The sequence below is a fragment of the Flectobacillus sp. genome, from assembly GCF_049240685.1.
Classification (GTDB): domain Bacteria; phylum Bacteroidota; class Bacteroidia; order Cytophagales; family Spirosomataceae; genus Flectobacillus.
Genome location: NZ_JBMLSD010000141.1, coordinates 12,868 through 34,233, shown reverse-complemented (window position 1 = coordinate 34,233; position 21,366 = coordinate 12,868). Strand labels below are relative to the sequence as shown.

General features: G+C 38.4%; 14 protein-coding genes. 8 read left to right on the top strand and 6 right to left on the bottom strand.

Going from position 1 to position 21,366, the window contains the following annotated elements; all coding sequences use genetic code 11:
* Positions 1 to 180: 180 nt before the first annotated feature.
* Both ACOVQ4_RS06485 and ACOVQ4_RS06480 read left to right on the top strand, forming a co-directional pair.
* Entirely contained in the window at positions 181 to 2,985 is a 2,805-nt protein-coding gene (locus ACOVQ4_RS06485) for an outer membrane beta-barrel protein (protein ID WP_421819838.1), read from the top strand.
* A 96-nt stretch (positions 2,986 to 3,081) separates the two neighbouring features.
* Positions 3,082 to 3,828 carry a GLPGLI family protein gene (locus ACOVQ4_RS06480; protein WP_421819837.1) on the top strand — a complete coding sequence of 249 codons (747 nt, stop codon included), beginning with the start codon at positions 3,082 to 3,084 and terminating at the stop codon, positions 3,826 to 3,828.
* Positions 3,829 to 4,143: 315 nt separating this feature from the next.
* Here the strand turns inward: ACOVQ4_RS06480 and ACOVQ4_RS06475 are convergent, their stop codons facing one another.
* Positions 4,144 to 5,610, bottom strand: a complete 1,467-nt coding sequence (locus ACOVQ4_RS06475) for a Gfo/Idh/MocA family protein (RefSeq protein WP_421819836.1) — start codon at positions 5,608 to 5,610, stop codon at positions 4,144 to 4,146.
* A 358-nt stretch (positions 5,611 to 5,968) separates the two neighbouring features.
* On the opposite strand from ACOVQ4_RS06475, the gene ACOVQ4_RS06470 reads away from it, so the two are divergent.
* The gene (locus ACOVQ4_RS06470; RefSeq protein WP_421819835.1) at positions 5,969 to 6,421 is read left to right on the top strand and encodes a cold shock domain-containing protein; all 453 of its coding nucleotides are present in this window, start codon (positions 5,969 to 5,971) and stop codon (positions 6,419 to 6,421) included.
* Between the two features lie 217 nt (positions 6,422 to 6,638).
* Here ACOVQ4_RS06470 and ACOVQ4_RS06465 read toward each other — a convergent pair whose 3' ends face one another.
* Positions 6,639 to 8,159: a SulP family inorganic anion transporter gene (locus tag ACOVQ4_RS06465; RefSeq protein ID WP_421819834.1), complete on the bottom strand. Its 1,521-nt coding sequence runs from the start codon at positions 8,157 to 8,159 to the stop codon at positions 6,639 to 6,641.
* Between the two features lie 205 nt (positions 8,160 to 8,364).
* A complete protein-coding gene (locus ACOVQ4_RS06460; RefSeq protein WP_421819833.1) occupies positions 8,365 to 9,243 on the bottom strand; it encodes an AraC family transcriptional regulator in 879 nt (292 codons plus the stop codon).
* A gap of 107 nt (positions 9,244 to 9,350) precedes the next feature.
* Between ACOVQ4_RS06460 and ACOVQ4_RS06455 the strand changes: the two genes are divergently transcribed.
* From ACOVQ4_RS06455 to ACOVQ4_RS06435, 5 genes are all read left to right on the top strand, one after another.
* The gene (locus ACOVQ4_RS06455) at positions 9,351 to 10,304 is read left to right on the top strand and encodes a VOC family protein (protein ID WP_421819832.1); all 954 of its coding nucleotides are present in this window, start codon (positions 9,351 to 9,353) and stop codon (positions 10,302 to 10,304) included.
* Positions 10,305 to 10,371: 67 nt separating this feature from the next.
* Entirely contained in the window at positions 10,372 to 11,091 is a 720-nt protein-coding gene (locus tag ACOVQ4_RS06450; RefSeq protein ID WP_421819831.1) for a PIG-L deacetylase family protein, read from the top strand.
* Between the two features lie 3 nt (positions 11,092 to 11,094).
* Complete coding sequence (locus ACOVQ4_RS06445) at positions 11,095 to 11,712, top strand: 4-carboxy-4-hydroxy-2-oxoadipate aldolase/oxaloacetate decarboxylase (RefSeq protein ID WP_421819830.1); 618 nt, start codon at positions 11,095 to 11,097, stop codon at positions 11,710 to 11,712.
* Positions 11,713 to 11,770: 58 nt separating this feature from the next.
* The gene (locus tag ACOVQ4_RS06440) at positions 11,771 to 12,544 is read left to right on the top strand and encodes a DUF1932 domain-containing protein (RefSeq protein WP_421819829.1); all 774 of its coding nucleotides are present in this window, start codon (positions 11,771 to 11,773) and stop codon (positions 12,542 to 12,544) included.
* Complete coding sequence (locus ACOVQ4_RS06435; RefSeq protein ID WP_421819828.1) at positions 12,535 to 13,614, top strand: 4-oxalomesaconate tautomerase; 1,080 nt, start codon at positions 12,535 to 12,537, stop codon at positions 13,612 to 13,614. Before ACOVQ4_RS06440 ends, ACOVQ4_RS06435 begins: the two co-directional genes overlap by 10 nt.
* Before the next feature lie 255 nt (positions 13,615 to 13,869).
* Here ACOVQ4_RS06435 and ACOVQ4_RS06430 read toward each other — a convergent pair whose 3' ends face one another.
* The 3 genes from ACOVQ4_RS06430 to ACOVQ4_RS06420 form a co-directional block, all read right to left on the bottom strand.
* Entirely contained in the window at positions 13,870 to 17,958 is a 4,089-nt protein-coding gene (locus ACOVQ4_RS06430) for a hybrid sensor histidine kinase/response regulator transcription factor (protein WP_421819827.1), read from the bottom strand.
* A gap of 254 nt (positions 17,959 to 18,212) precedes the next feature.
* On the bottom strand, positions 18,213 to 20,372 hold the full coding sequence (locus ACOVQ4_RS06425; protein ID WP_421819826.1) for an endo-1,4-beta-xylanase: 2,160 nt from the start codon (positions 20,370 to 20,372) through the stop codon (positions 18,213 to 18,215).
* 24 nt (positions 20,373 to 20,396) lie between these two features.
* Entirely contained in the window at positions 20,397 to 21,356 is a 960-nt protein-coding gene (locus tag ACOVQ4_RS06420) for a DUF5627 domain-containing protein (protein ID WP_421819825.1), read from the bottom strand.
* Positions 21,357 to 21,366 lie beyond the last annotated feature (10 nt).

Here is a 21,366-nt window from a genome sequence, read left to right as displayed (position 1 = left end):
GAAAGCCAACAGCCGAAAGCCCATATATACACCAATCCATTAATCAAATACGTAGTCGTGCAGAATTAAGTTAGAGAAATTAATGAGATAAAATATGAGTAATCATAAATTATACTCAAAACTCATCACTCACAATTCAGCACTCTTACTGCCTCCAATAAATCTAAAATTCAAAACTCTATGAACAAATCTTTAGTTCTATTAATTGCTTTATTTTTTACATGTACCAACCTCTTTGCCCAAAACCCTGCTCGTGTGACCATTCGTGGTGTTGTGCAAGATACAAGTGCTATGACGCTTACGGGTGCAACAGTTATGCTTCTTCAGCCCAAGGATTCTTCCTTGGTGAACTTTGCAAGAGCAAATGACAAGGGTTCATTCGAATTCAGAAATGTAAAAAATGCTTCGTATTTGCTCAAAATCTCCTACTTGGGATTTTTGCCTTACCAACAAAAACTCAAAGAGTTTCCCAACGATGTCAATGACCTCGGTCCTATCAAAATCAAGCCCATTGCCAAAGAGCTTCTTGAAGTGGTGGTAAAAACTGCTAAAGCCCCGCTTAGTATCAAAGGTGATACTGTCGAGTATAATGCGGCTTCGTTCAAAGTTCCTCCTGGCTCGTCGGTTGAGGACCTCCTGCGCCGTCTCCCGGGTATCGAAGTCGATGCAAGTGGAAATATCAAAGCCCAAGGAAAAGATGTAAAACGGGTATTGGTGGACGGAAAAACGTTTTTTGGTGACGACCCCAAAGCTGCTACCAAAAACTTAGGTGCCGAAACTATTTCTAAAGTGCAAGTCTATAATGGCAAATCTGACCAAGCACTTTTGACGGGTGCAGAAGATGGCAAAAAAGAAAAAACCATCAACCTTGAACTAAAAGATGAATTTAAGAAAGGAGCTTTCGGAAAAATTACAGCGGCAGTTGGTACTTCCGACCGTGGAGTTTTAAGAGGAAACTATAACCGTTTCAACAAAAAGGAACAATTCTCTGTGTTAGGCTATGCCAATAATATCAACGAAACGGGCGTAAACTGGAGCGATTATGGTGAGTTTAAAGGAAATAACTCCTTTAATTCTAACGATAATGGAGATTTTGGCTTTGGTAATGGCAATAGATTCTATTATATGGAAGGTGATTACCTGAACAATTTTGATGGAAAAGGCTTTACTAACAACTTCGGTACGGGTGTCAACTATAACTATACTCACCAGAAAACGAAGTTTAGTTCTAGCTATTTTTATAATCAAACTAAGTTAAACCTCGACCAATATCAGAGTACGAAAACTTTCCTCCAAAACTCCAATTTTACTACGCTTGATACCAACAATACTGTTAGTTTTCGAAACTCTCATAGTGTAGCTGCTCGTTTGGAACAAATGCTGGACTCCTCGAATACTATCATTGCAAAAACCAATTTACGTTTTAGTGGTAGCAACAGCAATGTGAATCAGGTGCAACAATACCTGAATAATTCGGAGGAAGTCCAAAACCGTATTAATATGAACAATGGTTCAAATCTGAATGCCTATAACTTCAACTTCACAGCAATTTATCGCCATAAGTTCAAGAAAAAAGGAAGAACCTTTGCGGCTAGTAGCACCATTAGTACTTCATCAACCGACGGGACAGACAATATTCGCTCTTTGACGAGATTCTTTAATGCGACGAATGTGAACGACCAAATCAGGGCTATTTCTCAACTTAATCAAAATGCGAATACGACTACTATGATTAAGGCGGGCTTGAATTATTTAGAACCACTTTCTAAAAAATTCTATTGGGAAAGCTTTTATAACTTCAACAATAGTCGCCAAAATGTAGGTCGTGATGCTTTCAATGGAAATCTCGAATCACAACGTTATGATAGTTTGAGTACTTATTACCAAAATCAAATTACCTACAACCGTGTGGGCTCAGGCTTGAGATATTCTAATGACGGAATCAATTTATCTTTTGGGCTGGCGGTATTGCAGTATGACTTGGATGGCAAGGTATATCCTCAAAAAGGAAAACCCCTTATCGCCAACATCAATAAGCAGTACCAAGCTTTGACACCCAACTTTTCGGCTAACATCGAGTTCAAAAATAATGCTTACATGGGTTTTAATTATACACTCAACGTAGAAGCCCCAAGTATTACCGACTTGCAACCAGTGGTTCAAAACAATAACCCATTCTATATTACTTCGGGTAATCAGGATTTGTTGCCTGCCAAGAACCACGAGTTGAGTTTTGATATTTCTAAGTTTGACCCTGCTACTTTTGCGAGTATTGGTATTTGGTCTTCGTATCGCTATTACCTTAGCCAAATTGTGTATAGCCAAACAGTAGATGCCAATTTTGTAACAAGAACACGTCCCGAAAATATGTCGGGAGGAAAAAGTTTTAATGTTGGAATGTATTCAAGCTACCCAATTATCAAAACTAAGTGGACCATGAACTTGTCGGGAAATATCGAAAATTCTGTTACACCAACTATTGTAAATTCGGTGGTCAATAATACCAATAATCAGAATTATACCATTCGTGCTGGCTTTAGCATTACCCCAAGCGAAAAATTAATTATGAATATTGATGGCAACCTTGGATTCAACAACATTACCTATACGATTGAAAATAATCAAAACCAAAATATCCGTACCAAGGGCTTGTCAACCTCTGTAAAATGGAATTTTGCGAAAAAGACTTTTTTTGAAACTAGCTTTGATTATAGTAGCTATCGCAATGATCGCTTTGGTTTTGACCAAGAAATACCTATACTCAATGCCTCGGTTAGAAGATTATTTATGAAAGAAAACCGCATGGAAGTGCGTTTGGCAGCATTTGATATTTTCAACAAACGTCAATCTATTGTACAAACAGGATACCTCAATACCGTGAGCAACCAGCAAGCGCTTACTTTGGCTCGTTACTTTATGCTGAGCTTGACTTATAATCTCAAAGGACATTCTGACAAACTGAAGAAAAACGGCGGGTTCTTTTAATAAAATTTAACCGTAAAGGCAAAAGATTTAGATACACTTTTGCCTTTACCAATCTTCAAAGAATCCTATTTTTATAATTAGAAAATGATTATTTCGATGAAAAAAATATTCCTTTTAGCACTACTATATATTGCTTATTTTACCTCATTCGGGCAAAACAACGAAGGAGTTGTTTATTTTACTAGAACTACTTACTGGACAAAACTCAATTCTCAGCTGACTTATTTGAGTAAGCAAGAGAAAGAAAGAATGGCTTATATGTTTGGAGGAAAAGACGACTGGGCCAATTATACCCTTCTCTATTTCAACGACAATGAATCAAAGTATATCAACTCTGAACAGAAAAACGATGAATCAGAAGGATATGCTTGGCGTAAAGAAGCGTATAGTATTGGAAGAAATTTTACCAAAAATACCATGACCGACGTTATCGAAATGCTAGGTAAAACCTATATCGTCGAAGATAGTCTGAAGCTTCCTGAATGGAAAATTTTGAATGATTTAAAAGAAGTAGCTGGACATATCTGTATGAAAGCTCAGGTAGAAGACCCTATCAAAAGCCAGAAAATTACCGCATGGTTTGCACAAGACCTCCCTTCACAAGCCGGGCCTGAAAGACTTTGGGGCTTGCCAGGTATGATTTTAGAACTCGACATCAACGACGGTGCTGTAACAGTTGTTGCCACTAAAATTGAATTCAAAAAAGTTGACAAAGAACTTGAACCTCCTAAAAAACTAAAGGGTAAAAAAATCACGGATGCTGAATATCAGGCTATGATTGATAAGTTTATTAAGGAAAAAATCAAAGAAGAAATCAATCCTTTTTGGGTAATCAGGTATTAGGAATAGTTTAGTACGCAAAATAAAATTTAATTTTGAGTTTTTGACTTTCGGCTGTAGGCATTCGGCAAAAATTTTACTGTTACTAAAAAATCAATCCAACACTCTTTGCCGTATGCCTTCTGCAAACAACTTAAATCAAATTTTGCACGACTACTTAGGTTTAGAATGAGAAGTTTTGAATGCTGAATTATTTAACGATTCGCATAATTCATGAAAACCCTAAAAAAGCAAAACGGAGGTAAACTTACCTCCGTTTTTTTTTATCAAATTACAACTGTTGTACTCTGTTTATTAGAATCAAAACCTTATTTTCAGTTATGCATCTACCAATTTCCAACCCTCACGATAGGTACGACCCACAAATTGGTTGGCATCGTCGAAATTAGTAATCTTCATATCTTCGCCATTCCAAAGCAACTTGTTGCGACCGTAAAAGTCAAATCCACCTTTTTCATTTTTCTTACGTAACATATAGCTACGAATTGCTAAGTTACCCATCAATACCGTTTCGGTGAGTGGACCCGAATAGTCAAAAGAAGATGAAAGCTCTTTGTGTTCTTTACTTTCAAAACCAGCTTTACAAGCATTTGTCCAGCTTATTTGGTGTCCATATTCTGGTAGTTTGACCTCATTTGCCAATTTTGGTGTATCGATAACATCGCCATTGTTCAAATAGATTTTAGGGTTGTTACCATACATGCCTATCGTCATGATACCTTTTGTACCCGTCAAAATAATACCATTAGCGCCGCCGTCATCACTGATTGGTGTATTGGCAGGAATCAAATCGGGGTGCATAGGACGAATACCACCATCCATCCAAATCATTTTTACAGCAGATTTATTTTTCTTGGTAGCAGGGAATTTGATTTCTACATGCGAAGACGGAGGACAACCCTCTGGAATATACTCAGGAGTCCAGTCTTTGATAAATACCGCTCCTACGCTACATTCTACTTCTGTTGGATAACTCAAGCCCAAGATACGGAATGCCGAATCAATGGTATGGCAACCAATATCTCCCAAGGCACCTGTACCAAAGTTCCACCAACCTCTCCATTTGAATGGATGATAAAGAGGATGATAATCAACCCACTGAGCAGGCCCAACCCAAACATCCCAATCGGCAGGAGACATTGAGTCGATTAACGCAGGTTTTTCGGTTGGAACAGGAATACCTTGTGGCCAAACTGGGCGGTTCGTCCAAATGTTTACGGTATGAACAGTCCCAATTTTTCCCTCATCAAACCATTTGCTAGCAACTTGTTGAAGCGGGTTTGACGAACCTTGGTTACCCATTTGAGTTACTACTTTATACTTTCTTGCTGCTTTGGTCAGCATACGCGCCTCAGCAATATTGTGCGTCAAAGGCTTTTGTACATACACGTGTTTGCCCATCTGCATGCATGCCATGGCAGCATAAGCGTGAAAATGGTCTGGTGTAGAGATAGTTACCGCATCAATATCAGACTTCATTTGGTCTAACATTACCCTAAAATCTCTAAATTTTTTAGCATTTGGGAATTTTTCAATGGCTGTTTTAGCTCTTGCCCAATCCACATCACAAAGCGCTACTACATTAGAGGCACCATTGTTGTAAGCATTAATAATATCTGATTGCCCTTTTCCACCAGCACCAATAGCTGCAATATTGAGTTTGTCACTTGGAGCAATAAAGCCCTTACCTAAAACATGGCGAGGTACAATAAAGAAACTTCCTACTGCTGCTACGGCGCCTTTTTTGAGGAAATCTCTTCTTGAATTTTGTAAGTTTTCTGACATAGTAAAATCGAGGATAGTTAAAAGTGCTCTAATATAAATGAAATGGGATGCCCTTTTATCCTGATTTAGTGACTTTTTTAAATTATTATTTTTCTTAAAAAAATAACATTTAGTTAATCCTTCCGTTAAATAATGAAGAGGATAAAAAGATACACTAGTTTTACTTTATTCACCCTCTGGAGAGTAGGTTTCACTTTTAATACAAAATAATCCCATATTATTTTTTTATCTTTGTTATATAGACGTAACACACTAGCTTTTGGCATGTAATATTTTAATATCACTCGCGCTGCAATACTTGTTCTCTATCTTCATGCTTGGTCAATAGTTATTGACATCACTTTTTAACCCATCCAATATGAGCAGTTCCCAAATAACGGCAAACAAAAAAGACAGAGAATCCAAAAAACGTAAAAAACGTCAGGAAAAAGACGACAAGAGAGAGGATAGAAAAACTAACTCTAATAAAGGGAAAGATTTTTCTGAGATGTTGGCTTACGTTGATGAATATGGAAATCTAACTACAACACCCCCAAAACCTGCGGGAAGTGAGGACAATGCCGCTTCGGGAAAAAGACCAGAGAGATACGACAAAGCTTCATCAGATAAAGCTGTACATCAAGGGATAGTTGAGTTTTTTAATACTCAAAAAAGATTTGGCTTTATCATTGATAGTAAATCGAAGAAAAAAATCTTCTTTCATGCAAATGATTTGGATGCTCCTGTAAAAGAGCAAGATCAGGTAGAGTTTTTGGTTGAGCCTTCTAGCAAAGGCCCCAAGGCTGTTCAAATCGTGAAGTTAAATAATTAGTACTGATAAAGAGTTAAGACTCTGATTACTAGACAAAACCGAAGGTTCTAGTTCAAGACCTAGTCTTGAACTAGCTATTTCAAACTGTATTTAAGTTGTTTGCACTAGGCAAATAGTCTATATCATTTCATGAGAACAACTTTTATTCTTTTTGCTTAGGGCTTACAGTCTATTTCCTATAAAATTATATTCTTCTGCCCCACCCAAACGATAAGCATTATTCCATGACCGAATACGTGGGGTCGTCTATGATGTTTACTTCAATCACTTTATGAGCATTCTTCAATAATTGCCTACAATCTGGACTCAAATGGCGCAATCGCACTATTTTATTCAGTTTGGCATATTTTTCCGTCAATTTGTTCACCGTATCAATGGCACTCATATCGGCAATACGGCTTTCTTTGAAATCTATGATTATTTCATCTGGATCGTTCTGAATATCAAATTTTTCTAAGAAAGTGGTCGTTGAGCCAAAAAACAAAGGGCCAAAAATTTCGTAATGCTTTACGCCATTCTCATCAATATATTTTTTTGCTCTTATGCGTTTGGCGCTTTCCCATGCAAAAACAAGAGCGGAAATAATCACTCCAACCAATACAGCAAGAGCCAGATTATGCAACCAAACGGTAATTAAGGCTACCATTATCCCAACAAAAATATCTGAAGCTGGCATTTTATTGATGATTTTCAAGCTCATCCATTCAAAAGTTCCTATCGCAACCATCATCATTACACCAGTTAGGGCCGCCATTGGTAAAGCCTCGATAATGGGAGAAGCAAAAAGTATAATCACCAAAATTGTTAAAGCGGCAATAATGCCCGCAAGGCGTGCACGAGCTCCAGCAGAGAGATTTACTAAAGTTTGGGCAATCATGGGACAGCCCCCCATTCCAAAGAAAAACCCATTGATTATATTGGCAATCCCTTGGGCCAAGGATTCACGATTGCTATCACCTTTTGTTTCTGTGATTTCGTCAACCACATTCAAGGTCAAGAGTCCTTCGGTTAGTCCAACACCAGCCATGACTAATCCATAAGGAAATATAATTTGTAGGGTATCTATCGTAAGCGGCACTTTCGGAATATGAAAAGGCGGTAAACTACCACTTATAGAGGCAATATCTTTGACGGTTTTTGTATCTATTTTTAAAAAATAAACCAGCAATCCTACGACAATAATAGCCACCAAGGAAGAAGGTACAGTCTTGGTAATTTTAGGAAAGCCTAAAACAATCAGAACGGTAAGTAATACTAAGCCCACCATCGTATAGAGGCTGGCTCCTGTAAGCCAAACCGTTTGCCCATTCATGATGGTTTTAAACTGTTCAAGTTGTGCCATAAATATGATTATGGCTAAGCCATTTACAAATCCAAACATTACGGGTTGTGGGACCAATCGTATAAATTTACCCAACTTGAAAATACCTACTAATAGCTGAAAGCAACCAGCCAAAGCAATAGCAGCAAATACATAATCGAGACCATGAGAATTCATTAGGGCAATCAATACCACCACGGTAGCCCCTGCCCCACCCGAAATTAAGCCAGGCCGTCCGCCCAATATGGCCGTTACCAAACCCATGATAAATGCACCATATAATCCTACCAAGGGCGGTAGTTTGGCCAAAATAGCAAATGATAATGATTCTGGTATCATTGTCATCGCAACAGTGAGTCCTGCCAAAATTTCTGTTTTATAATCTATTTTTTGCTGAAAATTGAATAACCGTGTCATTTGAGAGAATAGTCAACCACCAATCTTTGGATGATGGATAAGGGCGTTTATGAAATTATTGAATGCTGGCGTAGGCTGTACTTATGAGCCTATTGTGGTGTCTCATTGTACAAATGTATTGGCTATAACTTGATTATTATCTCAATTATTCTTTTAATACAATTTAATCAAAAGGAAGTTACAAGTTTGTGCAGGCCAATTATGATTACCTTCTATCAATCTGTCGGTATTCGGCTGGAGATAATCCTATATGTTTTTTGAAAAGCTTGGCAAAATAATTTGGATATTCAAATTCGAGCAAATAGGCAATTTCGGAAATAGAATAAGAGGTATGTAATAGATACTTTTGAGCTTCCTGAATCAAATGTTGATGTACCAACTCGATCGCTGATTTTCCAGCGATGGCTTTACAAATCCTATTCAAATGAACGGCTGAAATGTTTAACTCTTCTGCAAAATCAGGTATACTTTTTTGGTGAGATGAAATTTTGATATTTTGTAAAAACTTTCTGAAATAAGTCATTTGTAAAGAATCTCCAGAAAGGTCGGCATCTTGTGTAGCTAGTCGATGAATATGCAGAAAAAACTGTGTTAAAGAAGCCTTAATCATCATCATTCTTTCTGGATTTTCAGAAAATAATTCATAAGCTACGATTTCTAGTTGATAAAGCATTTTTTCGAATACATTACTTTCATCGAATGATTGTATAATTCTCACTTTTTCGAAAGTTTGCCAAATGCGATGCGATGTTTCAAAAATATCTTCTATGATTTTTTCTGACAATGTCAAAATACTCCCTTCTATTGCTGGGTGATACACCAGTCCATGCAATGCCATAGATGGAATCATAATTAGGCAGGGCGCCTTTAATTCGTGTTCAGAAATTGCATTTGTAAAGCGAAGTGTTCCTTTTTTTACTATAAAAACTTGGAAAAGTTTTAAATGTATATGAGGTTTGATTTGCCAATCAAATTCTTTACTTCTTGTTGAAATGGGCTCTAAAAACAGATATTCGGACGAATATTTACCATTTTCATCTCCATAAAGCCCGTCAAAATTGGTGATTTTCTTGAGTGAATCCATTTACAAATGTTCGAATTTTATCCTTAAAAGTACAAAAAGTCTCCTAATAAAGCCTTATGATGAGCCTAATTTTGTGATACGCTTTAAACAACACAAAACCATTCGTTATGGAAGATATCACTTGGGAGTTGGCACACTTGGGCCATGTTGAATTACTCACACCAAAGCTAGATGAGAGTATCCGATTTTTTACGGAGATTCTTGGAATGATGCTTGTCGAAACTCATGGAGATTGTGCGTATTTGAGGGCGTATGATGATTATGAACATTACACGCTCAAGCTCCGAGCACATCGTCATGCTGGAATCGGGCATTTTGCGTGGCGTACTCGCAGCAAATCTGCTCTCGAAAGACGAGTAAGGGCAATTCAGCAAGCCAACTTGGGTATTCGATGGCACGAGGGCGAATGCGGCTATGGTGATACCTTTATGTTCCGATATCCTGATGGACATTTGGCTGAAATCTATTTTGATACCCGTAAATACCAACCTGATGAACAGCACAGGTCTGCTCTCAAAAATACAGCTAGTAAATTTCCAGGAAAGGGAATGAACGTTCGTCGTATCGACCACCTTAATTTATTAGCCAAAGAAATTTCTTCCTTTAGCGATTTTCAGTTCAAGGTTTTAGGCGGTCGTATGACCGAAACGATTGTCTTTGATGGACAACCCAAAGGAGTTTGGGTTTCGGTAAACTCCAAATCTTATGACCTTGCTATTACCGAAGATCACTCTGGACTATCAGGGCGTTTTCATCATTTAACTTATGCCGTAAACAGCCGTGAAGAGGTTCTTCTGGCAGCAGATATCGCTTTGGAAAATGGTATTTTTATCGAAACGGGTCCACATAAACATGCCATTCAGCAAACGTTTTTCTTGTATGTATATGAACCAGGCGGCAATAGAATCGAGATAGCGAACCCGACAGCCAGACTGATTTTAGACCCTGATTATGAGACCATTGTGTGGAATCGGGAAGAGCGTATGAAAGGACAAGCTTGGGGACTCAAGACCGTCGATAGTTTCCATACGCGAGGTACTCCCATGCCAGAAGACCTCTAAGAGTTTTGAATGTTGAGTGCTGAGTTTTTTGTTAAAATAAAGTCTCTTAAAACCACCAATTATTATCATGAACAAGAAATTATTAGTTATAGGCGCTCATTCGGCAGATTTCGTTTGGCGCTCGGCAGGTACTATTGCAAAGTCGATTGAAGAAGGCGCCCAAACGCTTGTTGTTTGTATGTCATACGGCGAAAGAGGCGAATCTGGCGAATTGTGGAAAGAAAACCCGCACAGAAGTGTCGATAATGTAAAGGAAATTCGCCACCAACAGGCTCAAAAGGCCGCCGATATTTTAGGAACGCCTATTCAATTTTTGGACTGGGGCGATTATCCCATGTTGATTTCGGACGAAAGAATTACTCAACTAACCCATATTATCGGAGATTTTGAGCCGACGGTTATCCTAACCCATTCAGAAAAAGACCCATTCAATCCCGACCATCCCCTTGCATTTCAGGCCACTCAGCGAGCGAGGTTGTTATCGTGCGGGGCAGGTGTACCGAGTGCATTTAAGAATATCGACCCGCCAGCATGGTATTCTTTCGAGCCACATCAGCCAGAAATCTGTGGCTTTTTGCCCGACACATTTATCGATATTACTTCGGTAATGGACAAAAAAATGGCTGCGATGGATTGTATGGGTGCGCAAAAGTACCTCCGAGATTACTACGCAGAGTTGGCCTCACGTCGTGGCAACCATGCTAGAAGAATTTCGGGACAAAAACACGTCCAGTTTGCCGAAGCTCATCAAAGTCAAGTACCACGCATTACAAACACCATTTTCTAAGTTATGGATTTAATACAAGAACTCGGCAAATTTTCGGCCGCCACGCTGCATGAAGCCCTAGGAAAAAAGGGAAATCTCCCTTCTGCTATTAAGCCAATTGCAAAAAATATGAAAGTCTGTGGTCCTGCCTTTACCGTTCAGACCATGCCGCGCGACAATATGCTTTTGCATCGTGCTTATGCTTATGCAAAAGCGGGAGATGTCTTAATTGCCAATTGTTCAGGGTTTTATGAAGCTGGCTATTGGGGTGACTTGATGAGCCTAGGAGCTAAAACTAAGGGAATTAATGGTTTAGTAATTGATGCTTGTGTACGCGACGCCGACGATATTGAGGCTATGGGTTTTGCTGTGTTTAGTCGTGGACTATGTATTCATGGGACTTCAAATCATGGAGAAGGTACCCTCAATGAACCGATTATGATTGGAAATATCTTCATTAAGCCCGGCGATATCGTAGTTGGAGATAGAGATGGTGTTGTGATTGTTCCTCAAGAAAAAATAGAAGAAACCATTGAAAAGGCCATGGCCAGAGAAGCTAAGGAGGAAAATGTACGCCAACAGCTCAGACTTGGAAAAACGTCCTTACAAATTTATGGTTGGGATGAAAAATTTGGGTATTAATGCCTTTGTCGGCCCTAATTCCAAGAAGGGAATATTTTATTTTAAATAACAGAATAGCATGAAAATAGCCATATTAGGTTTAGGCGAGGCTGGTTCTCGTTTTGCCAATGATTTAGCAGAAAAAGGTCATCAAGTTTGGGGGTACGACCCAAACCCAGTATACAAATTACACGCTGATGTTCAATTACTTGATAGTAATCCAACAGCCGTAAGCCAAGCAGATTTAATATTGAGTGTTAATTTATCTTCGGTCTCCATCCAAATTGCCCAAGAGATAGCAAGTGTCACAAAACCACATCAGTACTTTTGTGAAATGAATACCTCGGGGCCACAGAAAAAAATAGCTATTGCAGAGATTTTAAGACCCAGTGCAGTAAGGGTTATTGATTTAGCCATCATGGCACCAGTTCCTCCGAAGGGTATTTTAACCCCCTTTTTAGCAGCAGGAGAATATGCCCCAGAATTTCTAGATTTTGTAAAACCTTTGGCTTTAGACATTTCTTTAGTCGAAAATAGTGTTATTGGAGATGCTGCTACTCGAAAACTACTACGCTCGATTGTTTACAAAGGTATTGCTGCGGTAATTTGCGAAGCTATGGAAGCTGGAGAAGCCTTTGGCATGGAATCCTATATTCGTGGGCAAATTAGTTCACTGATTGGCGGTAATAATGAACTTATCGATCGATTTGTGGAAGGAAGCCGAACGCATGCTTTACGTCGAATGCACGAAATGGAGGCGGTTATCGAAATGTTAGAAAATCAGGGAGTTGAGCCAATTGTTACGCGTGGTACAAGAGATAATCTCGAAAAACTTCTGACATCATGCCATTAGCCATTCCCTACATGCACTTTCGGGGGGGAAGTTCAAAAGGACTTTTTTTCTTGAAAAAAGATTTACCCGAAGACGAAACCCTTCGCAATCAGTATCTTATTTCAGCTATCGAAGGTACTACACTTGGTGATAGTCGTCAGATAGATGGATTGGGGGGAGGCTCGTCATTGAGTAGTAAAATTGCCATCGTGAGTCCCTCTACGATTCCTGAAGCAGATTTGGATTACTTTTTTGTACAAGTACAAATAGGTAAAGGCAAAGTTTCGACCCTTCAAACTTGTGGGAATATGTTAGCAGGGGTATTACCTTTTGCTATAGAAAGTGGAATTATTAAGGCAAGCACCCCAACCACCAGCGCCAGAATAAATATGGTGAATACTGGTGGTATCTGCGAAGTGCTTGTTCAAACACCTGAGTATCAAGTACAATATGAAGGAAGTACCAAGATTGATGGCGTAGTTGGCACTTCAGCGCCGATTATTTGTAATTATTTAGATACAATCGGAGCTACCTGTGGAGCGCTTTTACCTACTGGAAATAGCATAGATGTATTTTATGACATAGAGGCAACATGTATAGACAACGGAATGCCAGTTGTCATCATGCGCGCCTCAGACTTTGGTTTGAGTGGCTATGAAAATATCTTGGAGCTTGAAGAAAATAGCGCTTTAAAACAAAAAATTGAAGCGATTCGATTAATTGCTGGTCAAAAAATGCAACTAGGTGATGTGAGTCAGCAGACGATTCCGAAAATGTGTCTAATCGCTGCTCCTATCCAAGGAGGCGTAGTGCACACGCGCATGTTTATTCCGCACGTAGTGCATGAAGCTATTGGCGTTTTGGCGGCAGTCTCGGTGGCTACAGCTTGTATTTTACCTGATAGTATTACTACAAAAATTGCCAATTTTTCAGCTGATAGTGCTTTATTTTCTATCGAACATCCCTCTGGAGAATTTACCGTAAACCTTGATTATTTAATTAAAAATCAAGAGGTTATTATTCAATCTTCAGGGGTTGTTAGAACAGCAAGGTTGATAAGTAAAGGAGAAGTCTATATTGCCACTTCGTAACAAAAATAAGGTATCCCGAATTTAGTGATGAATACAAATTGCTTATTCGCTCAAGTGTAAATTACTAAATTCGGGAAGACTCATTTTTGATACTATCCTCTGCCGAAGAGCACGGACAATATGAAAAAGAACCATTCAAGTGTTGTGATTTTGTCACTCAATTTTAAAAAACAGTTTAAAATTAAGTCCAAGACTTGGTCTTGAACTAGAGACTTTAAATTTTACTACCTTACTTACATGATTTTCGTACATAGTTTAGGCTGGTACTTTTTTACTTTGAGCTAAATATTCGGTAGGTGAAATATTATATTTTGCTTTGAAGGCTCTAGCAAAATAGTTGGGATTAGAAAAGCCTACCGCATAAGCTACCTGCGAAATTTTCATTTCGTTGGTTTGTAATAGCGCAATGGCTTTTCGCAATTTTACAGATCGAACATATTCTACGGGCGTTTCGCCAGTGAGAGTCAAAATTCGATTATACAAAGTTCCACGGCTCACAAACATTACCTTACTTAGCTCCTCTACTGTTAGATTCGGGTCTTCTAGGTTTTCTTCCACATATTTTGAAAGCTTTAATAAAAACTTTTCGTCTTCGGATTCAACCTTTATCTCGGGGGTTTCTACCTGAATATGTTTGCTGTAAGTACTTTTTAAAAGACTATTGAGACTCAATAAGTTTTCGATTTTTATGCTCAATAAATGAAAACTGAATGGCTTGGTCAGATAATCACTTGCACCCGATTCGAGCCCTTTGAGCTGATCTACTTCCTCTGATAAAACAGTGAGCATAATTACTGGAATATGCTTGGTTCGTTGGTCATTTTTGATTTTTCTGACCATGTCAATACCGTCTACTCCAGGCATATTAACATCGCTCACAATAAGTTGTGGATGACAAGATAAAGCTTTTTGCCAGCCTTGGCGACCATCAGAGGCTTCAATTACTTTATATTTAGACTTAAGACTTTCTACCAAGTACCCTCTTAAATCGTCATCGTCATCGACTACCAGAATCACGGGCAGCTCAATTTTAGGTGGTTCAGATTTAGCAAAATTGGCAATAGGCTCGAGTTCTTTTTGAACCTCTTCGACAACCGAAGTAGAAAAATCTTGTGGAAACAAAGGCAAATAAATAATAAAAGCACTTCCTATTCCTTCTTCACTTTCTACTTTGATACTGCCACCATGAAGTTTGACAAACTCTTGGGCAATCGACAAACCGATACCACTACCTTGATTGAGGATATCGCCTTGATGACTTACTTGATAAAAACGTTCAAAAATTTTCTCGCTTGTATCTTTGGGTAAGCCAATCCCTGTATCGCGAACAATCAAACGGATACCAGTAGAGCCTTCTTGAGCAATCTGAAAGCTTACATTTCCGCCATCATTCGTAAATTTTAGTGCATTTGATAACAAATTAATTAAGATTCGTTCCATCTTATTTTTATCAAACGAGGTATGGTAATGGCTATAAACACTCACAAAATGTAAATGGATATTTTTACGCACCGCAATGTATTTGAACGAATCCACAATTTCTTGGCAAAAAGTAACCAAATCACCTTCGCTTGTATTGAGATTCAGCTCGTTGGCTTCTATTTTTCTAAAATCTAATAATTGATTAACAAGGTTCAATAACCGTTTGGCGTTTCGGCTTATCAGGTTGAGCATCTCAAGTTTTTCGGTACTATTTTCTTGAAAAAGCAGGTTTTCAATCGGATTGAGTACCAGTGTCAATGGCGTTTTGAGCTCGTGGCTGAGGTTAGTCAAAAACTTTATTTTGATTTTCTCTAATTCCATTTTTTGCTCGGCATCATGTCTTTCTTTTTCTATCAAATGCTTCATTTCTAAGCGTTCTTGTTCGCGAGCAAATTCTCTTTTAAGCTTTAAAATAGAACTTCTACGAATTCCCCAAACTATAAGCACGATAGCCATAATATAAAAGAAATAAGCATAATAAGTTAGCCAAAAAGGGGGTTCTACTATTATGGTAATTACCTTTTCGGGCGTTTTCCACGAACCATCTTCACTGAAAGCTTTCAAACGAAAGGTATAGGTGCCTGGGTCAAGGTTGGTATATACGGCTGTATTGGCATTACCAACTTGATTCCACTCTTTATCAAAACCGTCGAGTTTGTAGGTGTATCTGCTTTCGTGAGGTACGGTATAATTAAGAGCCATAAAGTCGAGAGAGAAGTTTTGTTTGTAACTCAAGACAATCTCTTTGGCTATTGAAATATGTTCCTCGATTTCAGAGTTTTCGATTGGATTTACTAGTTTGTTATTAATTTTTAGGGCTGTAATTACCAAAGGAGGTACGCTCTTTTTTTGTAAAATTTCGGAAGGATTAAAATAATTTAGCCCGTCTAATCCTCCAAAAAATAGCTGTCCATCAGCTGATTTGAGCCCAGCCCCAATATTGAAAGTACTCTGAATAACACCATTGTAGAAGGTGAAATTTCGGAATACTTTTTTATCATAATCAAAAGAACTAATGCCTTTGTTGGTGCTCAACCAAAGTTTGCCTCTTGAATCTTCTAGTATTTTGTAAATAAAGTCATTAGCTAAGGAATAGCTTTCGTCAAATATTTCGAAAGTATTGGATTGCGGTTTGAACAGACACAACCCACCGCCCTGTGCACCTACCCAAATACGGCCAGCATGGTCACAAAACACATTTTGTACCTTATCGATAGGAAGCTTACTATTGCCAGAGTTCAGTACTAAAAATTGTTTTTTACTAGGATTAAAAACAGCAATACCCGTACCATTCGAGCCCAGCCAGAGGTTGCCTTGATGGTCTTCTTCGATGGTAGTGATAAATCCGTTTAGTGGAATTTTCTGAGAAGGCTTTAAATCAAAAGCCTTCTCGAAAGTTTTTATAGATTGAGTTATTGGGTCGAATAAATAAACGCCTTTTCCGTTGGTTCCTAGCCAAGCATTTCCTTTTGTATCGGTTTTGATACAATTTACGGGCATATCTCTGGAATCTGTGGGGCTATAGGGCAAAAAATGGTATTTTGAGGCTCCTGTAGTCATATCAAGGCTGTAGAATCCTCTTTGATAAGTACCCATCAAAAGAGTTTTACCAACAGTTCCTAGCGAAATAACTGAAGCCGTATTGGCTTTTTCTTCTTTAAGTCTTAAAAGCCTTATTTGACCTGTTTTCCGATTAAAAATATTAAGCCCGTTGCCTTCTGTACCAATATATATTTCTCCAGTTGGACTTTCGGCAAAGGACACTACTGAGCTTCCTGTTAGTCCATTTTTGTCAAATACATTATAATGTTTATGGTTGAAAAAGGTCAGATTGGAATCATACTTGTTTACGCCTCCTTGATGAATGGCTACCCAATAGATACCTGAATCATCGATGTAGATATTGCGGACAGAACGTCCTCCGTTATAAATAAAAAAGTTATTAGGCTCTACAGGAGAACTTTTTACGAGTGTGATGGTACCAGTGGCAGGATTCATAATATTAATATCTGCATCTGTACCAATCCAAAGTTGTCCTGTTTTGTCAAACACCATTGTATTTATGGTGTTACCAGTTCTTGTTTTTAGGTTGGTTGGAGTTTGGAGATAATGACGAAAAGTACGTCTACTTTTATCCAAAACATTGATACCTCCTTGGTCTGTGCCCACCCATAATTCTCCATTTTTACTTTCTGTAATACAATTAATATAATTTCGGCTGATACTTTGTGGGTTCTCGGCCATGTGCAGATATCGAGTAAACTGCTGGGTTTGTGGCTGGTATTGATGAAGCCCATCGGCAGTACCTATCCAAATGCAGTTTTTAGAATCTTCATAAATACAATTAATGATGTTTGTATTTAACTGGGTCTTTTTTGTAGGATTGGCTTTGAAAGCAATTGTTTTTTGAGTTTTTGGGTCAAAAAGGAATAACCCAGAATACGTCCCTACCCAGATTTTACCAGTATGGTCGGCACATAAACTGATTATCCAACCATAATTGGTAAAATCATAATTGATAAAGGAGTCAAGATTTAGATTATAAACAGATAAGGTAAAATTGGTAGCAAGCCAGATTTGCCCGTTTTTATCTTGTATCAAGTCGTTAACAGGCCCTCTGCCAATACTAGTTTTGTCATTTTCTTTATGACGATATACTTTAAAATTTTGTCCATCAAACTTATTCAGTCCATCCTCAGTCCCAAACCACATAAAACCGTTTTTGTCCTTGATGATAGCATTAATAGAGTTGGAGGAAAGCCCATTTTTACTACTAAAATTGATAAACTTATATTCTTTCTGTTGCGCAAAACCACAGAAATTGAGTAGGACTAAAATTAAAAAAATGTTGCTTCTCCACATAATAATAAAATTTCTTCACAGGATTTTGTACTAAATTCACCACTGGGACTACCAATAGTTATTTCTGAAAGTAAAAATACCAACATTATACCTGGAATAAGTAATCGTGTAAAATAAGATTTAATTTTTTGGCTTACGGCTTTCAGCTGAGGGCAATCGGTAAAAAACATATTTTAACACTCTTTGCCTCATGCCTGTTGCCTAGTGCCTAAACACATAACTTAAATCTAATTTTACACGATTACTTACTAAATTTATTTGCTTGTATTAGCCTTAATGGCTTCTGCAACATACGAGTAAGCCAATTTACGAACATATTGTCCATTCCAAAGACCAATTGGCTCGCCAGCTCTCCAACTAGAATTTGCTGGACTATCAAGCGGACTCCAAATAGTAATACCGTATCGCTGTGCCGCTGGAATAAGTTCAAAGTATTTATCGATTACATACTTGTACATTTCGGCTTGCGCTTGGTATTGTTCTTTGGTTGCATCGGCGGTTTTGACGCCACCCAAACCAATATCCAATTCAGAGATTTTAATCAACTTGCCACTAGCTGCTAATAACTTGAACATTTCGGCAATTTTGTTTTTATCAGAAGTGATACTGATATGCATTTGTGTACCGATACCATCTACTTTTGCACCTTTGCTCTCGATGTAATTTGTGTAAGCAATAATTCCTTTACATTTGTCGAGACTATATTCAAGATTATAGTCATTGATAAATAGCTTGTCATCAGGATTGCCGTATTTTCTGGCCAATTGGAATGCTGTTACTGCGTAATCTTTGCCAAGATAATCTTGCCAGAAAAACTCATCAGAAGCAATCGTAGTGCGGCCAAGGGCAGTTTTTAACTCATAAGGTTTGCCATCGTCCATAGGCTCATTAACGACATCCCATGCTTTTACATAAGATTTACTTACACCCATAATGCCTGACATCCAAGTGTCTAAAGCAGTGCCTATCAAAGTAGTTTTTTCGGTTGCTGTTTTTTCAGCTAAAGTAACTGCACCGCCCGAAGCTTTGGTACTTTTTAGTACAACGTTGTCGATGTAAACTGTTCCTCCAAACTCGCCATAGCTAAATACCAATCTGGATTTATCGGAACCAGAAACAGTGGTTGTTAACTCTATAAGTTTCCATTCTTTAGTAACTGGCACTTGACCATAGCCATTCGATGAGTAAGAAGGACTTTGTAATTCTGGTCGGATGATTCCTTCGGCAGTACCTTTTACCCAAAATGAAAGCACATAAGATTCGCCATTGTTAAGGCTTTTTCCTAAATCATACAAAGTTTGAACATCCCAGTAGTTAGCTGATTTTGCAGGGTTTGTTACGAAAAAGGCTTTTCCTTTATTGTTATAACCCAAACCATCAGCTGTTACACCTCTCGACGAGCCACCGCCCCAGCCTCCCCAACCTGAGCCTGACTCAAAATCGCCATTGGCTACAAGGTTGGTTACTACTGGAGTTCCTTGGGTATCGTACACGTAGAGGTTGTTGATGTCGATGTAATAATTCACATTTGGTTTATAACCCAAATCAAAATTGAGTTTAATGCTATTTCCCGTAAAATCACTGATTTGAAATCTGATTTCTTTCCATGAAATACCTGTCGTAAAAGTTGTTGAAGCTTTTCCAGATTTAGTCCAGTCAATCGAAGGAGTGTTATTGCTAAGTCCTTCAAAAGAGATACGTCCTTCACCTGCAACATCTGATTTGATATAGCAAACAACTTCGTATTTGTGCCCGGGTACAACCGTAATCGAAGGACTTGTCAGTTGTAAGGCTGTCGCCGAGGATGAAGTAGCCGAAGCACTTAGTTTTATGGCCTTTGTACCTGCACCCATACCAGCGTTGTTGGCAATAGAAATACCTGCACCGCTATTGGATTGATTCCAACCCGTAAAAAGGTTGTTGTTCAAAGGAGTAGTGTTTAGGTCGTTAGGAAAAGATGGCGCTGTTACGAGCATAGGTGCAATCAGGCTATTGAGATAGCTCGCATTTTGATTGGCATGCCAGCAAAGGGTATGTCCATAAACGGTAGTACCTGCTTCTTTGGCGGCTGCCAGAAGTTTGGATACATTATCTAAGGCCAAGGAGCCATTCGACTGTACTACAGCGCCATGCTTCATTTCATATCCTAGGGCAATTTCATCGAAGTTTTTATTGGCTAGGCGATACATTACCCCTTTGCTGACGTAATCGTTGAGAGAAAGCGCTACGCCAAACTTAAAATTAGGATTAGAGGTGCGGTTGATATAGGATTTGAGCGCGGGATAGGCGTCAATATTTTCTTGCAAAGCAACACTTTCGGGTTTGGTTGTGGCAAACTCCAATGGCTCATATTTGGTACACGAAGCCAATACAATACTCGTGAAACCTAAAGCTATTTGATATAATTTATTCATAGTAAAACAGTTCTAAAGATGAGTTTACTTAGCTACAGGAGTAAAAGTTTCCATAGTTACAGCACGATCACGCATGACCAAAGTATCCGAAGTGACTACTTTCATACCCGTAAGGTTGACTTCGTAGTTGAGATAAAGCGCATCGCGGTCTTTGTTTCCCCAGCTATTTTTTTCACCTTTTTTGACAAAAGCACCTGTACCCGTAGCCGTTATACCCGAGGTAGCCGATGAAATCGTACATTTTCCGTTATTATCAAATTTCAAGAGTAAAGAAGTATTGATATTTTTTCCGTCTTTATCTTTAAAAACAACTGGAAAAGTAAGCTCGGTCAAAGATTTAGTAGAAAGCATATTCACCTCGTCTTTTTCTACGTATTGCGCATGTCTCACAATCGTTTGATTGACTGAGCCTGAAACGACATCTTTTCCTCTTCTCAAATAGTTACCATGCCAAGGATTTACAAATTTCAAAGCATAAAGCACAAAATGTTTTCCATAAAGAATCGAATCTGCGTCGGTAACTTTCGTCATGGTCAATGGAATAACATAAGTATTCTTAATTGCTTTAGGATCAGCAAAAAACGCGTCTGTGAGTTGGACATCTACACTTCCAGCAATAGTCCCCGAGGGAATAACGATTTTGTCAGTGGCCAACTTAAAATAGCTACTTGGCATCGGTAAAATCTCATCTTTGCCTGAGCCAAATCGCATCCCACTTCCTAGTAGTGAGTTATCTACAGCTACCGTTACTGCTACATCTTTTTTGCTGTAATACGCACCACCCAAGGCTGCATAAATTTGACATTTATACTGATTATCGAGTTCGTTGTTTACTGTCAAATCTTCTCCTAAAGTGATGGTTCTTACAGGATATTGATAAGCAAAATAGACAGTTTGGTACTTGTAGTCTGGAAACTCCTTTTCGGCATTACACGAAACGAGTCCCATTACAAATATTACTAATATGAAAATCGAATTCTTCATAAGAATAAAG

Bases quoted from the DNA above. Each gene is read 5' to 3' on its own strand.
- ACOVQ4_RS06485 (WP_421819838.1), top strand. From the start codon at position 181: ATGAACAAATCTTTAGTTCTATTAATTGCTTTATTTTTTACATGTACC.
- ACOVQ4_RS06480 (WP_421819837.1), top strand. From the start codon at position 3,082: ATGAAAAAAATATTCCTTTTAGCACTACTATATATTGCTTATTTTACC.
- ACOVQ4_RS06475 (WP_421819836.1), bottom strand. From the start codon at position 5,610: ATGTCAGAAAACTTACAAAATTCAAGAAGAGATTTCCTCAAAAAAGGC.
- ACOVQ4_RS06470 (WP_421819835.1), top strand. From the start codon at position 5,969: ATGAGCAGTTCCCAAATAACGGCAAACAAAAAAGACAGAGAATCCAAA.
- ACOVQ4_RS06465 (WP_421819834.1), bottom strand. From the start codon at position 8,159: ATGACACGGTTATTCAATTTTCAGCAAAAAATAGATTATAAAACAGAA.
- ACOVQ4_RS06460 (WP_421819833.1), bottom strand. From the start codon at position 9,243: ATGGATTCACTCAAGAAAATCACCAATTTTGACGGGCTTTATGGAGAT.
- ACOVQ4_RS06455 (WP_421819832.1), top strand. From the start codon at position 9,351: ATGGAAGATATCACTTGGGAGTTGGCACACTTGGGCCATGTTGAATTA.
- ACOVQ4_RS06450 (WP_421819831.1), top strand. From the start codon at position 10,372: ATGAACAAGAAATTATTAGTTATAGGCGCTCATTCGGCAGATTTCGTT.
- ACOVQ4_RS06445 (WP_421819830.1), top strand. From the start codon at position 11,095: ATGGATTTAATACAAGAACTCGGCAAATTTTCGGCCGCCACGCTGCAT.
- ACOVQ4_RS06440 (WP_421819829.1), top strand. From the start codon at position 11,771: ATGAAAATAGCCATATTAGGTTTAGGCGAGGCTGGTTCTCGTTTTGCC.
- ACOVQ4_RS06435 (WP_421819828.1), top strand. From the start codon at position 12,535: ATGCCATTAGCCATTCCCTACATGCACTTTCGGGGGGGAAGTTCAAAA.
- ACOVQ4_RS06430 (WP_421819827.1), bottom strand. From the start codon at position 17,958: ATGTGGAGAAGCAACATTTTTTTAATTTTAGTCCTACTCAATTTCTGT.
- ACOVQ4_RS06425 (WP_421819826.1), bottom strand. From the start codon at position 20,372: ATGAATAAATTATATCAAATAGCTTTAGGTTTCACGAGTATTGTATTG.
- ACOVQ4_RS06420 (WP_421819825.1), bottom strand. From the start codon at position 21,356: ATGAAGAATTCGATTTTCATATTAGTAATATTTGTAATGGGACTCGTT.